The organism is Aeromonas allosaccharophila, from assembly GCF_000819685.1.
Classification (GTDB): domain Bacteria; phylum Pseudomonadota; class Gammaproteobacteria; order Enterobacterales; family Aeromonadaceae; genus Aeromonas; species Aeromonas allosaccharophila.
Genome location: NZ_CDBR01000034.1, coordinates 54,307 through 69,736, shown reverse-complemented (window position 1 = coordinate 69,736; position 15,430 = coordinate 54,307). Strand labels below are relative to the sequence as shown.

Here is a 15,430-nt window from a genome sequence, read left to right as displayed (position 1 = left end):
AAACAGGGCTCCTAATTGGAGCCCTGTGAAACCATTCTTGCCGCGTGCGGCCAATTGACGCAGTGAACGTCAAATTCCGATCCTGTTACTTTTCGTCGCAGATCGGTGTGGCGAACTCCAGCGCCATATCCCACGGCTGTTCGATCCAGGTATCCTGCGGGATCGCCACTTCGAAATCGTCCAGCAGCGCTTCGCCCATCGGCTTGGCAAAGATCGCGATGAACTTGGCTTTCGGGTAGAGCTCGCGGATCGCCTTGGCGGTGGTGCCGGTGTCTACCAGATCTTCCACCACCAGCCAGCCTTCGCCGTCACCAGCGGTGGTGGCGGCCTTCACAACCACCAGCTCGCGCTGGTTGTCGTGGTCATAGCTGGAGATGCAGAGGGTTTCCACATTACGAATGCCAAGTTCACGGGCCATCAGGGCAGCGGGCACCAGACCACCACGGCTGACTGCGATGATACCTTTCCACTGGCTGACAGGCAGCTGACGACGGGCCAGACGGCGAGCTTCACGTTGCAGGTTGTCCCACGACACATAGAACTTTTTCGGCATGTTATCGATCTCAAATAGTTATATAAAAACAATCACTTAAAATAATGACACCCGCAGATTTCCCTGCGGATGTCAGCAAATGGCGGCCCTTGCCCGACTGAATTCAGATTGCACTTCGGCTGCCTCAGGGCTGAGCCTCGGCAGCAAATCTGATAACAATGGAAGCAAGATGGGCGTATCCGGCGATCGGTTCGATGATGTGTCCAAACCGCGGACAGGCTGTTGGGCCGATATGATAGCACCGTTTACAGAGAAAATGCCTGGCAAACGTATGCCAAATTTAGGAAAAATCGGCATCACCCTCTCCATTTGGCACATCCAGAGAGCCAAACGACCAACCTGTCGCCGCTGCTGATGACACCAAAATGGGCGTAGCGGCAAATCGCAGATAAAAAAATAGCAGGGGGAGGTTTGACCTCACGCACCTGCTGCTTTCTCGCCTCTGCCCTGTCAGGCAGCTCGTCTTAGCGACGAGTGACGAAGGGGTTAGGGTAGCTGAAACCCTGGGTATACAAAGACGGGGCAAACCAATAGGTTGAGTTGCTGCCTGGCATATTGAAACTCCTGATTGCTTAACAAGTTACGTACCTTTAATGCGGGCTCAAATCCTTGAACGAACACTCGGTTCCATGGAGGCGCACTTGCTTTGCTTCGGTTCCCTGGAGGCTTTCATCGTCATCCTGACGGGTGGCGAACCACGGGAGCTAATTTACCAGTCGGCGCGTTAAATTCAACTTTTTTGTGAGATCGGTCACATAATTTCTTTTCTACCGGTCAGCGTCGTCCAAACCTGACGATCGTACTGCCTGGTTGCCATGGGCCAGCACAAGCTGCCTGCGATTTGCGCTGATTGCTCACATTTTTGTGTGATTGACTGTATTATCGTTACCCTCTTCCCCGGCCCGCTGATGGGGCCCTGTTTATTCCGTGCTGGTAAGGAGTCCCGACGTGGCACAGCTTAGCTCTCTCTCTCCCAAACTGATTTGGCATTTCTTCGAACAGATCTGCTCCATTCCCCACCCTTCCAAGCATGAAGCCAAACTGAGCGCCTGGATCATCCAGTGGGCACAGGAAGAAGGTCTGGCAGTCAAGCAGGACAAGGTCGGCAACATCATCATCAAGAAACCGGCCACCCCGGGGATGGAAAACCGCAAAGCAGTGGTGCTGCAAGCCCACATCGACATGGTGCCGCAGGCCAACGCCGACACCCAGCACGACTTCGCGACCGATCCCATCGATGCCTATGTGGATGGCGAGTGGGTCACTGCCCGTGGCACCACTCTGGGTGCCGACAACGGCATCGGCATGGCCGGTTGCCTGGCAGTGCTGGCTGACAAGACCATCAAGCACGGCCCGCTGGAAGTGCTGCTGACCACCGACGAAGAGACCGGCATGACCGGCGCTTTCGGTCTGGAAGCGGGCTGGCTGGAAGGCGAAATCCTGCTCAACACCGACTCCGAAGAGGATGGCGAGGTCTACATGGGCTGCGCTGGCGGTGTGGATGCCAATATCCGCTTCCCGCTCGAGCTGGTTGATGCCAGCGAAGGCGAAGCGTTCGAGCTGGCGGTCAAAGGGCTGCGTGGCGGTCATTCAGGTTGCGACATTCATCGCGGTCGTGGCAACGCCAACAAGCTGCTGGTGCGTCTGCTCAAAGCAGCCGAGCCGCTGGGTATCCGTCTGGTCGAGATCCACGGCGGCACCCTGCGCAACGCCATCCCGCGCGAAGCCCGCGCCACCCTGCTGGTGCCCGCCGCCAGCGTGAACGAGTTCAAGGCGCTGGTTGACCGCTATACCGGTATCTACCAGACCGAACTGGCCGCCACCGAGCCGAACCTGACCCTGCTGGTCAACAGCGCCACCAAACCGGCCAAGCTGATGAGCGTCTCCCTGCAGCAACGCCTGCTGGATGCCCTGCTGGCCTGCCCGAACGGCGTGATGCGCATGAGCGATGCCATGCCCGGCGTGACCGAAACCTCGACCAACCTGGGGGTCATCAAGACCCAAGATGGCGAAGTGTATGTCCAGTGCCTGATCCGCTCCCTGATCGATTCCGGCCGCGAGAGCATCGAGCAGATGACCCGCTCCCTGTTCACCCTGGCGGGTGCCAGCTGCGAATTCACCGGTGCCTACCCGGGTTGGGCGCCGAACGTGGACTCCCCCGTCATGGCGCTGGTACGTAACAGCTACCAGACCCTGTTTGGCACCATGCCCAACGTGATGGTGATCCACGCCGGTCTCGAGTGTGGTCTGTTCAAGAGCGCTTATCCGGAGTGGGATATGGTCTCCTTCGGCCCGACCATCCGTGGTGCTCACTCCCCTGACGAGAAGGTGCACATCCCGGCAGTCGAGCGTTTCTGGCAACTGCTGGTGCACGTGCTGGAAGCCATTCCGGCCAAGTAAGCCAGCCCGGATAAAACAACAAAACAAAGCCCCGCACTGCTGCGGGGCTTTTTATTGTCTGCTGTTCAGGTCTATCAGGCTGCAGCGCTTAACGAATGCCGCGTGCCTCGCGGATCCACTCCCAGGCTTGCTGGATCTCCTGGGTCTTCTCCTTGGCCATCTCCATCATCTCTGGCGGCAACCCCTTGGCGGCCAGCTTGTCCGGGTGATGCTTGCTCATCTCCTTGCGGTAGGCACGCTTGATATCCTGATCGCTGTCGCTCTCGCTCACCCCCAGCAGCTGGTAGGCATTTTTGAGACGATCCGCAGAAGGTGCTTCCTGCCGATACTGCTGGCCACCGGAATGGCCCCCCTGATACTGGCCATGGGCCTGATTGAAGAAGTTCATCTGCGCCTCGGCCATCGCCAGAATGCGGGCCAGCTCGATGCGGCTGAACCCCAGCTCGTCGGCAATGGTGTGCAGAATGGCACGCTCGCCCTCCTCTACCCGCCCGTCGGCAAAGGCCGCCTGCAACTGCACCTCGAGGAAGAAGCGCAGGATATCGCGCTGGCCCAGACTGGCACGGCGAAACTCGGCCAGGGTCTCACGCAGCGGAAAATCGGCCTCTTTACCGAGACGAAACGACTCCTGCGCCCGGGCACGCTGTTCGCCCGCCAGCCGCATCCGATCCATCAGGTTGGAGGCAACCCGGATCTCCTGTTCGGTCACCTGACCGCTGGACTTGGCGATGTGACCCATCACCGAGAAGGTGGCGTGGAAAAAGACGGCTTGCTGTTCCTGACTCGGGCCGCGACGAAATGCCCCCTGCAACCCCATGCCACGGTCAAAACGGTGGCCAATCCACAGGCCAATCAGGGCACCGATGATATTGCCGAGCAGAAAACCGAAGAAGGCGCCCAGCACCTTACCCCAAATACGCATGGTTCAAGACCTCTTGAAGTTAATGAGTGCGGGCCTGGAGCTGGTCATCCAGCTCACGCAGTCGATCGACCGTGCCGATATCGCGCCACTCGCCAGCGAGCAGGCTGCCGCCCACCCGCCCTTGCGCCATCCAGTCACGCAGCAGCGGCGCCAGCTTGCGGGCGCCGCCCGCGAGACCGGCAAAGGCCGCCGGATCATATAGTCCGACCCCGCTAAAGGTAAACGCTGGCGTATCTATGACTCGCCCCCCTTGCAGGGCAAAGTCCCCGCTCGGATGCTGGGGCGGGTTGGGCACCAGCCAGAGGTGGGCCAGATCATCGCCAAGGGGCTGGCTGACCAGGGTGTGATAATCGAGATCGAGCCAGGTATCGCCGTTGATCACCAGAAAAGGGTCTGCACCCAGCAGTGGCAGCGCCTGCACGATGCCGCCCGCGGTCTCCAGCGCACTCTCCTCGGCCGACCAGTGGATGGTCACCCCAAGCGCACTGCCATCACCGAGCACTTCGACCAGCTTGTGGCCGAGCCAGGCGTGGTTAATCACCAGCTCGGTCACGCCAGCAGACTTCAACTTTTCGATATGGTGGACGATGAGCGGCTTGCCCCCCACCGCCAGCAGCGGCTTGGGCAACAGGTCGGTCAGCGGGCGCATCCGCTCGCCACGGCCAGCGGCCAGGATCATCGCCTTCATGGTTTCACTCCAACCTTGGCCATCCCGGGCAACACCACCTGCTCCAGCCACTGACCAAAACGGGCCAGTACCGGATAGGCGCTACCGTGAATGCGGCAGACATCCACCACGTAGCCGAGGGTACGGGGAATATCCTTGAGATAACCGGACTTGCCGTCGCGATGATAGAGCCGGGTGAAGATCCCCGCCGCTTTCAGGTGGCGCTGCATGCCGGTCAGGTCGGCACCACGACGGAAACTGGCATAATCGAGTTCGCCAAGCAGCCCCGCCTGTTGCAGGGTGGCAAAGCCGTGGCGCATCCCTTCATCGATCACCTCGTCCGGCCAGCGCACGTAGCAATCTTTCAGCAGGGAAACCAGATCATAAGTAAGCGGCCCGATGACCATATCCTGAAAATCGATGATGGCAAGGGTGCTGCTCTCGGGGGTATCACCGCCACACACCATCAGGTTGCGACTGTGAAAATCCCGGTGCATCACCCCTTGCGGCTGGGCCAGATTACAGGCGTTGAGGCAGGCAAAGGTCTCGTCCAGCAACTGCTGTTCTTCATAGCTCAGGGTCAGTTGCAGATGATGACCAAGCAGCCACTCGGGGAAAATGCTGTTCTCCCGCGCCATAAAAGCCGTATCGAAGGGCTCAAGCGCAAGTTCGACCGCCCCCAGTCGGGGCAGCAGATCAATGGCTTTGCCATACCAGGCCAGCACGTTGTGCTCGTTCAGGCAGCTGATCAGCTGGGTATCGCCCAGGTCACTGACCGCCAGCAGTCCCTGTTCGTAGTCCACCGCCTTGACCTCTGGCGCCAGCAACTGACGCGCCTGCAAGGCGGCCGCGTTACGAACAAACTCATGATTTTTTTCTGTTTTCGGATTGGCATCCACCCACACCAGACCACCGCCACGGTAGTAGCGGCGGAAACTGGCATCACCGGAAATGAGGGTAAGCGTGAGAGTGGCATCACCGGAAATACGGCGTGCCCACTGCAATAGCAGGGAATCGCGATCGTGCATAATTAAGAAGACCAAGGTGGAAGCAGCACTTGGCTGTTAGCCCTGGCCGCAATAATGCTTTATCATTGCCGGCTAACATAAAGCAATGACATGCAATGTCAACTCGATGAAACCTGTCGTAAAATGCATGCCTTGGATCAACCGTATCTATCACGGATTGCACGAGTCTTTCACATGACCAAATGGACACTGGGGTACCGCTATCCCATCGCCCTGACTATCAGCCTGGCCCCCGCACTCGCCCCAATGGTGGTGCAGGCAGCCCCGTTCGAAACGCCGTCAGCCACCGGCATTCTCGATAGTCTCTGCTATGACTATGTTCCCAAGATAGAGAAGCCTGCATCGGATCAGGAGGCCAACGCACAGCCGGTCGAGGTTGATGCCGACCGTCTCGAAGCCAAACAGGGCGGCACCGCCGTCTATGAAGGCGACGTCAAGGTTCGTCAGGGTGTTCGCAAGTTTGACTCCGACTATGCCCAGCTCGACCAGAAGAGCCGGGATGTCATCGCCATCGGCAACATCTATTACAACGACGGTCAGGTGACCGTCACCAGCGACAAGACCCTCAAATCCAACCTGGATACCAAGAACTCCGAACTGGAAGAGGGCAAATATCAGGTGCATGGTTCACCGGTGCGCGGCTTTGCCAAGCGCGTGGTGATGACCAACAACAACCAGAACATCACCATGGAGGGGGCCCAGTACACCACCTGCCCCCCCGGTCAGGAAGTGTGGACCCTCAAGGCGGGCAGCATCGACATCGACCAGAAAGAGGTGTTCGGCGAAGCCTGGAACGCCAGCCTCTGGCTCTATGACTACCCGGTGTTCTACTTCCCCTATATCAACTTCCCCATCAAGGATGAGCGGAAGACCGGTTTGCTCTACCCGGGTTACAAGCAAAGCTCCAGCAACGGCATGGATATCACCCAGCCCTTCTACTGGAACATTGCCCCCAACTACGATGCCACCATCACCTCCCGTTTTATGGACAAGCGCGGCCTGATGGAGCAGGTGGAGTTCCGCTATATGCCGGACCCCGCCCACGCCGGTATTCTCTACTTTGAAAATCTGGCGGATGACAAGCAGTACAGCCCGAGCAATGAGAGTCTGGCGGGCCTGTCCGATGGTCATCGCTACCTGATGAACATCCGTCACGGCTCAACCCTGATGGATGGTTCACTGCGTTTTGGCATCGACTACACCCAGGTGCGGGACAAGGATTACAACTACTTCAACGACTTCAGCCCGCAAGTGGGCACCCAGGTCGACAGCCAGTTGCAGCAATCCTTTACCGCCGGTTACTACCAGCACAACTGGAACCTCACCTCCGAGGTGCGCCGCTACCAGATCCTGAGTCCCTATGCGCTGCTGCCTCACGAGATGCTGCCGCGTATCGACTACAACTACTACCAGCAGGGCAAGTGGTTCGATCTGGCCTGGAACAGCGAGCTGACCAAGTTTGGCTATGACAGCAGCAGTGCCACTACCCAGCAGGCCGGTGAACGCTATACCGCCACCCGCCTGCATTTGGCCCCCACCCTGACAGTGCCGCTGGTGGATGCACCGGGTTACTACCTGACCAGTCAGTATAAACTGATGTTTACCTCTTATAACCAGGAGGTACCTGATACTTATAAACAGCCCAACCGAAGCGGTAACACTGCGTTAAATCGCAATGCTCTGTTGTATATGCAAGGGAACGAATCAGCACTGAAGGACGGCACCATTACCCGAACTCTACCGTCCTTCCGCCTCAAGGGGGGCGTCAACTTCGATCGTCCGCTCGACTGGTATGATGGCAAGGGCACCCAGACTTTGGAGCCCGAATTCCAGTATCTCTATATCCCTTACAAAAATCAGGACGAGATCGGGATCTACGACACAACCACCACCCGCCAAGACTACTACAGCCTGTTCAGCGATCGCCGCTTTGCCGGTCTCGACCGCATCAGTGATGCCAACCGGATCACCGTTGGCCTGACCAGCCGGGTCTATGACAATGCGGGTGATGAGCGGTTGCGTCTGGCTGTGGCCCAGGCCTTCGAGATGACGCCACCCAAGGTGCGCCTCTACCCTTCAAATCCGGAAAGCACCAACGCCCGCTCCCTGCTGTCGTTCGAGGGGGATGCCCGGATCACCGATGAGTGGTTCGCCCATGCCGGCACCCAGTACGACACCTCGGAAGGTGAATTTACCGCAGGCAACGGTGCAGTCGAATACCGGACCGGCAAGCTGACCACCCAGGTCAACTACCGCTACATCAAGGATGGCAACCTGGACTACCGCAATCCGACCAATATGGCGCTGGCGGAAGATCTGAGCCAAGCGGGGCTGGTGGTGATGGCACCGATCGCCGATCAGTGGCAGATGTATGGCGGTTACTACCGCGATATCAAGCAGGATGTGAACATTGACCGCAAGATCGGTGTCAAATACGACTCCTGCTGCTGGAGCATCAACATGAGCCTGGAGTGGCACAATCAGCCGGACAACGTCACCCTGACCCCCACTTCGGAAAAAGTCATTGGTCTGCAGTTTGAAATGAAGGGACTTGGCAGCGTGGGTACCGGTGGCCGCAGCGTCACACTGGATACCGAGCTGTTGCCCTATGTTCGCCCGTTTAATCTGAAAGGCCAGCAATGATGCTGGCCCAGCCTTGAGAGATGGATATGAAAAAGACCCTGATTGCCCTGCTGACCGCGGGAATGTTCGGCGCCATGAGCCAGGCCGCCCTGGCGGCACCCGAGCTGATGGACAAGGTGCTGGCCGTGGTCAACAAGGACGTAGTGCTGTCCAGTCAACAGGACGCACTGGTCAACAAGGTAAAACTCTCCGCCCAGGAGAGCGGCCAGTCCCTGCCTGACGACGCCACCCTGCGCAAACAGGCGCTGGATCGTCTGATCCAGGAGAGCCTGCAACTGCAACTGGCGGATCGCCAGGGGCTGAAGATCAGCGATACCCAGCTGGAACAGGCTATTCAGGGCATCGCTGCCGACAACAAGATGACCCTGGATCAGTTGCGTGCCCAGCTCACCCGTGAAGGGCTGACCTATGCCCAGTATCGGGAAGAGGTGCGCCGCGAGATCCTGATGAACGAGGTGCGCCGCAATCAGGTACGCCGCCGTATCAACATCTCCGAGCAGGAGGTAAAGCAGGTGGTGGAGATCCTGAAGAAACAGGGTCAACAGCAGGATGAATACCACGTCGGTCATATCCAGATTGCCCTGCCGGACAACCCCACCGCCGCCCAGCTGGATGCCGCCAAGAGCAAGATCGAGCGCATTCTGGCCGCCCTGAAAGAGGGCGCAGACTTCCGCAAACTGGCCATTGCCGAGAGTAACGGTCCCAAGGCGCTGGAAGGGGGAGACTGGGGCTGGATGAGCCCGCAAGAGATGCCGACTCTGATGGCCGAAGCGGTGCAGGGTGCCAAGAAGGGCGACATCGTCGGCCCGCTGCGCTCCGGCGCCGGTCTGCACATCGTCAAGGTGTTCGACACCAAGGGTCAGCAGCAAGTGATGCAGACCGAGGTGAAAGCCCGCCACATCCTGATCAAGCCCTCCATCATCCTGAGCGAAGAGAAGGCCAAGGGGATGCTGGACGGCATTCTGCACGACATCAAGAGCGGCAAGGCCAACTTCGCCAGCATGGCGGAGAAGTACTCCGAAGATCCGGGCTCTGCGGTGCAGGGCGGCGAACTGGGCTGGTCTGATCCCAACGTCTATGTGCCGGAGTTCCGCGACATGGTCAACCGCCTGCAACCGGGCCAGATCAGTGCACCGTTCCGTACCAGCCACGGCTGGCACATCGTGCAGGTGGAAGATCGCCGCAGCCAGGATGCCACCGACAAGGCTCAGGAGCAGCGCGCCTACCAGCTGATCTACAACCGCCGCTTCGTGGAAGAGTCCCAGGCGTGGCTGGATGAGCTGCGTGACGAGGCCTACATCCAGATCGAAGGCGCCGGTAGCTGATGAGCTGCCGTCGCCTTGCCGTTACCCCGGGCGAACCGGCCGGGATCGGCCCAGATCTGGTGCTGCAGATTGCCCAACAGGATTGGCCCCACCAGCTGGTGGTGATCGCCGATCCGGCGCTGCTGCGCGAGCGGGCCGCCCTGCTGGGGCTCAGCATCGAGCTTGAGCCCTACGATGCCACCGCCCCTGCCCATCCGCAGCGGGCGGGCACCCTGACCGTCTGTCCGATCACCCTCGGCGCCCCCGTGGTGCCGGGCATGCTCGACGAAGGCAATGGCGCCTATGTGCTGGCGACCCTGCAACGCGCCTGCGATGGCAACATGAGCGGCGAATTTGCCGCCGTGGTGACCGGACCGGTGCACAAGGGGATCATCAATCAGGCCGGTGTCTCGTTCAGCGGCCACACCGAGTTCTTTGCCCAGCAGTCGGGCACCGCCGATGTGGTGATGATGCTGGCAACCGAGGGGCTGCGGGTCGCGCTGGCGACCACCCATATTCCGCTGGCCTATGTGGCAATGGCCATCACCGAGGATCGCCTCGGCAAGGTGATCAGGATCCTCAACGAGGATCTCGCCACCAAATTTGGCATCGCCAAACCCCGTATTTACGTCTGCGGCCTCAATCCCCATGCCGGGGAAGGTGGCCATCTCGGACGTGAAGAGATTGACGTGATCGAACCCGCCCTGGCCACGCTGCGCCAGGAGGGGATCGATCTGGTCGGCCCCCTGCCGGCCGACACCCTGTTCCAGGAGAAATACCTCAAGGATGCGGATGCGGTACTCGCCATGTACCACGACCAGGGGCTGCCTGTGCTCAAATACAAGGGCTTCGGCAGTTCGGTCAATATCACCCTGGGGCTTCCCTTCATTCGCACTTCGGTGGATCACGGCACCGCGCTGGATCTGGCAGGCAAGGGCCTGGCGGATCCTGGCAGCCTGATCACCGCGATTAACCACGCCATCAAGATGGTAGAGAAAAAAAGATATGAGCAGTAAGGTGCAGAGCAATAAGGTGCACATGGGTCACACGGCCCGTAAGCGTTTCGGTCAGAACTTCTTGCACGACCGTTATGTGATCGACCAGATCGTCGCCGCCATCAACCCACAGCCGGGTCAGAATCTGGTGGAGATCGGTCCGGGTCTGGCCGCGCTGACCGAACCGGTCGCCTCCCAGATGGACAAGATGACCGTGGTCGAACTTGACCGGGACCTGGCCGCTCGCCTGCGCGAGCATCCGACCCTCAAGGACAAACTGACCGTCATCGAAGCGGATGCCATGCGTTTTGACTTCGGCACCCTGATGGGTGAAGGCAAGCCGCCGCTGCGCATCTTCGGCAACCTGCCCTACAACATCTCCACCCCGCTCATCTTCCACCTGTGCGAATTTGCCGACCGGGTTGAAGACATGCACTTCATGCTGCAAAAAGAGGTGGTATTGCGGATGTGTGCCGGCCCGGGCAGCAAGGCCTATGGTCGTCTGAGCGTCATGGTGCAGTACTACTGCCAGGTTGTGCCTGTGCTGGAAGTGGGCCCGGGCGCCTTCAAACCGGCGCCGAAAGTGGACTCTGCCGTGGTTCGCCTGATCCCCCACAAGAACCCGACACTGGTCGCGAAAGACATGCGCTGCCTGAGCCGCGTCTGCACCGAGGGCTTTGGCCAGCGTCGCAAGACCATCCGCAACAGCTTCTCCAACTTCATCACCGACGCCCAGCTGACCGAGCTTGGTATCGATGGCAACCTGCGCCCGGAGAACCTCTCCCTCGAGCAGTTCGTCACCATCGCCAACTGGCTGGCAGATCAGCAACAGGCCTGATCCTGTGGCTCACCCGCACATCGAGATCCGCCCATACCCCGTGTATGTGGCGGGCTCCAAAGACCCTTACCAGTTTCACTATCTGATCGAGATTGAGAATCTGGGGCCCGGCCCGGTGCAACTGCTGCACCGGCGCTGGCTCATCACCGATGCCAATGGCAAGATGCTGGAAGTGGCAGGCTCGGGCGTGGTCGGGGAGCAACCCGTCATTGCCGAAGGTGAGACCTACCGCTACCAGAGCGGCGTGCCGCTGGCGACCCCGCTCGGGGTGATGGAAGGGAGCTATACCCTGCAAGATGGCTCTGGTCAGCAGTTCGAGGCGCCTATCGCCCCCTTCACGCTGGCCATCCCCAATATTATCAACTGAGGTTTCATGGCGAACTGTTTTGTCGGTGACATCCAGGGCTGTTACGACGACTTGCGCCGTCTGCTGGATCTTGCCGCATTCGATCCCGACAAAGACGTACTCTGGCTCTGCGGCGACCTGGTCGCCCGCGGCCCGGACTCCCTCAATACCCTGCGTTTCGTCAAAGGGTTGGGCAATCGCGCCGTCACCGTGCTCGGCAACCACGACCTGCACCTGCTGGCTGTCGCCAATGGCGTTGCGCCGCTCAAGAAGAAAGACAAGCTGCAGAGCCTGATGGATGCCCCGGATCGGGATGAACTGCTGGAGTGGCTGCGCCACCGCCCGCTGCTGGCCGAGCATCCGGATCTGCCCATCATGATGGTGCATGCCGGTATCTCCCCCGCGTGGGATGCCCGCACCGCCCGCAACTGCGCCCGCGAGGTAGAGAGCCTGCTGCGCGGTGACCAGTACCAGTGGCTACTCCACAACATGTATGGCGACCTGCCCGATGGCTGGAAAGATGATCTGGTCGGGATCGACCGCTACCGCTACATCATCAACACCTTCACCCGGATGCGCTTCTGCTACTTCGATGGTCGTCTCGACTTCAAATGCAAAAAGGGGCCCAAAGAGTCGACCCCGGGGCTGCGCCCCTGGTTCGAGCAGCGGGAGCACCATGTGGACGACCCCATCCTGGTGTTCGGTCACTGGGCAGCCCTGATGGGCAACACCGGCAAAAGCGATATCAAGGCGCTCGATACCGGCTGCGTCTGGGGCAATAGCCTCACCCTGTGGCGCTACGAGGATGATACCCTGATTGCCACCCCCTGCCCCACTCACGCCAGTTAGGGGCGCGCAGCAATCAGGCGGTGCGTGCCGCACTGATTGCCAAGACCCGCACCGGCAACCTGCCGCAATGCTGTTCACTTAAGCGAATTTGAGTTCCAGTCCACGTAGTATCAGGGCTAAAAAGAGAGGGAGGCATGATGCCTCCCTCTTTCTATTGCAAGCCACGCAGTCTAAAGGCTGGAGGAAGATTGACTGAAAACAGCCTTGCCCCCCCAACTAAAGTCGCATTTATGAATAATCAGTCAAAAAAATCGCCTATTTAAACAGCATTACGGCAATCTTCCGAGATTGCTGTTTTTTATATTGATGATGGATGAGTATCATCAATTAAATAAAGATATGTTTTTGCACAATGAAATATTTTCAATTATCAAATGCCAATCGATAAAAATGACCAAAATTATTATACTAAGATACTTAACTAGGGCATCCGCATAATTTGTTTGAGCAACAAATCAGTGTGTGACCAAACATCACCTAATTAGAACTACATATACCAATTTAATCATCTAAAAACGCCTATAGCACAGACCAATATTGCTCAATAAACGGCGACCACCTTGCCCTGCTGTGAACCACACTGCGGTAGCCAATCTGGGCCCGCGGAGTAAATCTCCAATCATTACTTATGTGGAACTGGATTATTCACGACGTGCAGAATATGCTTCGCTAGTTGTGGATAATACAATTCATTTCTTCTAACGTAGGCGTGTATGAACTCCTAATTAACCTTTTAGATGAATTTTCTTGTTACATATAACGTTGCCGGAAGTAGCGCAGGAGACGAGAGTTTGATAGCCTTGCGAGGAATTTCATTTATATGCTCTTCTGTCCAATTCACGAATGAGACCTTTCATTTCATCAACTGCATGACGATTCCAAATAATCTTAGTACCCGTCGCAAATGCTATAATTTGACTAATGCGATTGGAAAATATAATTAGAATTTCCAAACCTAGTTTGGAGTCTTTTTCACCCCTTGAAAATGAAAAAGTAACATCCGTCCGATTTGTCGTATGAATAACGCCAAGTACTCTCACCTTACTTTTCAGTGAAACCAAATAAATCTTATCGCCAGGGATCAACTCTTTGAGAACGTAGTGGTGAACTACATCCTGAAAGCCTGCACTTTCCTTGATCCTTATAAGTCCGCCTTCTTCCCAATTTTTGTCAAGAACGCAAAATTCTTTATGTGCTTTACTTAAGCTAGTATAGAACTCCGGAATTCCAAGATATGCAGCATAAGCTGTTTCCTTATCGAGCGAGCATTGGGCTTCACAATAAATTCTGATACTTGTTCCATTCTCTCGATATGCTGCGATAGCCGATATCAGAAACCAAAAAAAGCAAACATATAGAATCACCATATTTTTTCTCCACATTCAGAACTTACAGTCATAATAGTGACTAGATGGAAGGCTGTACTAATAATATAGTCTAGCCTTCTATATAACGAGGCAGTTTGGGATAGTAGTTAACCGCATGAATTGGCTTGTCGATAGGTAAAATATAAATTCAACGTACGCCCCCAAAGCACACCGCTAATCAGACCACTTAAAACACCAAAATAAATATTGAACCACAATGAAAATTTCAACTCAGGCTCTATATTCAAAAAAACATTTAATGTGTACTTTGTAATAAAAGTAATTATCACGAAAATGATAACCCACGGAGTTCCTGGCCAGATAATTAAATGAGAGCCTTCTTTGCTCTTCAACTGACGCCCGCCCCTCGAGAGAGACCAACCAACCCCATAACCGAGCAGCAACCCCACCGACATCGCAGCCAAGCCCCAGAATAAAAAAGCCAGTTCTTCAATCACCGTGATGCCACCCCACAAGAGAAAAAATAGTGGCATGATGAATAATCCTCTAAGATTCATCTCTCTATCACTTAATGCATTTACCCCTATAAGGACGAGAAAGGAAAACAAAATCCAGACCCATAGAGGGGTCTCTGCTAAAATATTTAACAGCAACATATTGCCATCCTTAATAGAAAACAAAATAATGTTATCTAATGATAATTGTCATATATAATTTCGTTCACGAAATGAACCCCCTGCCAGCCAAAACTATCTTGTAGCGCCCATCTCAAAATAAATTTCAGCCATATCATAGGAATGCCCATATTCAGGGGGGTAGATATGATGCGGTAATATAAATATGGGTAAAGGTATGATCGTGTTGAGATTACAACTTGCGCCCCAGCCGCTTCTCGATCTGGCGCCGCTCCCACTCTGGGCCAAACAGCTTGAAGGGTTGGTACACACTGATACCATGGGATGCCAATCCTAACCCCCACCCCAGCGCAGGCCACCAGACCCAGATATACTCCGGATTGCTCAGGTAGTTAATAACGAACAACCCGCACATAACTAAAAAATAGCTAACAGCATGGTAATAGAAACCTTTGAGCGCCTCCACATAGCGCATGGCAGCCCGCTCCTCGGCCGATACCTGCAACGCATCCTGACCCATAGTGTCACTTCCTCTCATCTCGCGCTCCTGTTGCTCTGACCCATCCAGTTGAGCCACATCGAGTTCAAAGACGGAGGCCAGGGCCTTGAGAGATTCCAGTCCGGGTTGCTGCCCCTGCTCGATCCGCTGGATAGTGCGAACACTTAAACCAGTCATCGTCGCCAACTGATCCTGGGACCAACCCCGTTGCAATCTCAACTTCCTGACGATCATCTCGAACTCCTTGTGGTAATTGACAGGGCCAGCTTACGGGCTCAGATGTGACAAGCGACACGACAGATGCCTGACATAAACCTGACTTTCCTTTTAAATCAACATATTAAAATCAGCATCTCTGCCGTTTTCAAGCACCACCTGTGAGCAATTCAGACAGATGTCGGTCACCCGACAGCAACCCGACAA

At 56.5% G+C, this 15,430-nt stretch carries 14 protein-coding genes; 7 read left to right on the top strand and 7 right to left on the bottom strand.

Annotated elements, in window-relative coordinates; genetic code table 11:
• Positions 1-85 precede the first annotated feature (85 nt).
• On the bottom strand, positions 86-553 hold the full coding sequence (gene gpt, locus BN1115_RS07300) for a xanthine phosphoribosyltransferase (RefSeq protein ID WP_042656665.1): 468 nt from the start codon (positions 551-553) through the stop codon (positions 86-88).
• Between the two features lie 948 nt (positions 554-1,501).
• On the opposite strand from gpt, the gene BN1115_RS07295 reads away from it, so the two are divergent.
• The gene (locus tag BN1115_RS07295; protein WP_042656664.1) at positions 1,502-2,953 is read left to right on the top strand and encodes an aminoacyl-histidine dipeptidase; all 1,452 of its coding nucleotides are present in this window, start codon (positions 1,502-1,504) and stop codon (positions 2,951-2,953) included.
• 88 nt (positions 2,954-3,041) lie between these two features.
• Here BN1115_RS07295 and djlA read toward each other — a convergent pair whose 3' ends face one another.
• The 3 genes from djlA to BN1115_RS07280 are packed head-to-tail and all read right to left on the bottom strand — an operon-like array spanning position 3,042 to position 5,570.
• Entirely contained in the window at positions 3,042-3,875 is an 834-nt protein-coding gene (gene djlA, locus BN1115_RS07290) for a co-chaperone DjlA (protein ID WP_005339010.1), read from the bottom strand.
• Between the two features lie 19 nt (positions 3,876-3,894).
• The gene (gene murU / locus BN1115_RS07285; protein WP_042656663.1) at positions 3,895-4,563 is read right to left on the bottom strand and encodes an N-acetylmuramate alpha-1-phosphate uridylyltransferase MurU; all 669 of its coding nucleotides are present in this window, start codon (positions 4,561-4,563) and stop codon (positions 3,895-3,897) included.
• Entirely contained in the window at positions 4,560-5,570 is a 1,011-nt protein-coding gene (locus tag BN1115_RS07280) for an aminoglycoside phosphotransferase family protein (RefSeq protein ID WP_042656662.1), read from the bottom strand. Before BN1115_RS07280 ends, murU begins: the two co-directional genes overlap by 4 nt.
• A 174-nt stretch (positions 5,571-5,744) precedes the next feature.
• Here BN1115_RS07280 and lptD point away from each other — a divergent pair, with 174 nt between their 5' ends.
• Genes lptD through BN1115_RS07250 form a run of 6 tightly spaced genes read left to right on the top strand, consistent with a single transcriptional unit; the run spans position 5,745 to position 12,545 of the window.
• A complete protein-coding gene (gene lptD, locus BN1115_RS07275; protein WP_042656661.1) occupies positions 5,745-8,213 on the top strand; it encodes an LPS assembly protein LptD in 2,469 nt (822 codons plus the stop codon).
• A gap of 26 nt (positions 8,214-8,239) precedes the next feature.
• Positions 8,240-9,538, top strand: a complete 1,299-nt coding sequence (surA, locus tag BN1115_RS07270; protein WP_042656745.1) for a peptidylprolyl isomerase SurA — start codon at positions 8,240-8,242, stop codon at positions 9,536-9,538.
• Complete coding sequence (gene pdxA, locus BN1115_RS07265; protein ID WP_042656660.1) at positions 9,538-10,533, top strand: 4-hydroxythreonine-4-phosphate dehydrogenase PdxA; 996 nt, start codon at positions 9,538-9,540, stop codon at positions 10,531-10,533. The genes surA and pdxA overlap by 1 nt, the downstream gene beginning before the upstream one ends.
• On the top strand, positions 10,523-11,350 hold the full coding sequence (rsmA, locus tag BN1115_RS07260) for a 16S rRNA (adenine(1518)-N(6)/adenine(1519)-N(6))-dimethyltransferase RsmA (RefSeq protein ID WP_042656659.1): 828 nt from the start codon (positions 10,523-10,525) through the stop codon (positions 11,348-11,350). Before pdxA ends, rsmA begins: the two co-directional genes overlap by 11 nt.
• 4 nt (positions 11,351-11,354) lie before the next feature.
• Positions 11,355-11,717 (top strand): Co2+/Mg2+ efflux protein ApaG, encoded by a 363-nt coding sequence (gene apaG, locus BN1115_RS07255; RefSeq protein ID WP_042656658.1) that lies wholly within the window; start codon positions 11,355-11,357, stop codon positions 11,715-11,717.
• Positions 11,718-11,723: 6 nt separating this feature from the next.
• Positions 11,724-12,545, top strand: coding sequence for a symmetrical bis(5'-nucleosyl)-tetraphosphatase (locus BN1115_RS07250; protein WP_042656657.1), 822 nt, complete (start codon positions 11,724-11,726; stop codon positions 12,543-12,545).
• An 812-nt stretch (positions 12,546-13,357) separates the two neighbouring features.
• Here BN1115_RS07250 and BN1115_RS07245 read toward each other — a convergent pair.
• The 3 genes from BN1115_RS07245 to BN1115_RS07235 all read right to left on the bottom strand — a co-directional run bounded on the left by BN1115_RS07245 (position 13,358) and on the right by BN1115_RS07235 (position 15,241).
• Positions 13,358-13,912 (bottom strand): hypothetical protein, encoded by a 555-nt coding sequence (locus tag BN1115_RS07245; RefSeq protein ID WP_042656656.1) that lies wholly within the window; start codon positions 13,910-13,912, stop codon positions 13,358-13,360.
• Positions 13,913-14,019: 107 nt separating this feature from the next.
• Positions 14,020-14,529, bottom strand: a complete 510-nt coding sequence (locus BN1115_RS07240) for a DUF6622 family protein (RefSeq protein WP_042656655.1) — start codon at positions 14,527-14,529, stop codon at positions 14,020-14,022.
• 211 nt (positions 14,530-14,740) lie between these two features.
• Positions 14,741-15,241, bottom strand: a complete 501-nt coding sequence (locus BN1115_RS07235; protein ID WP_042656654.1) for a 2TM domain-containing protein — start codon at positions 15,239-15,241, stop codon at positions 14,741-14,743.
• Between the last annotated feature and the right edge of the window lie 189 nt (positions 15,242-15,430).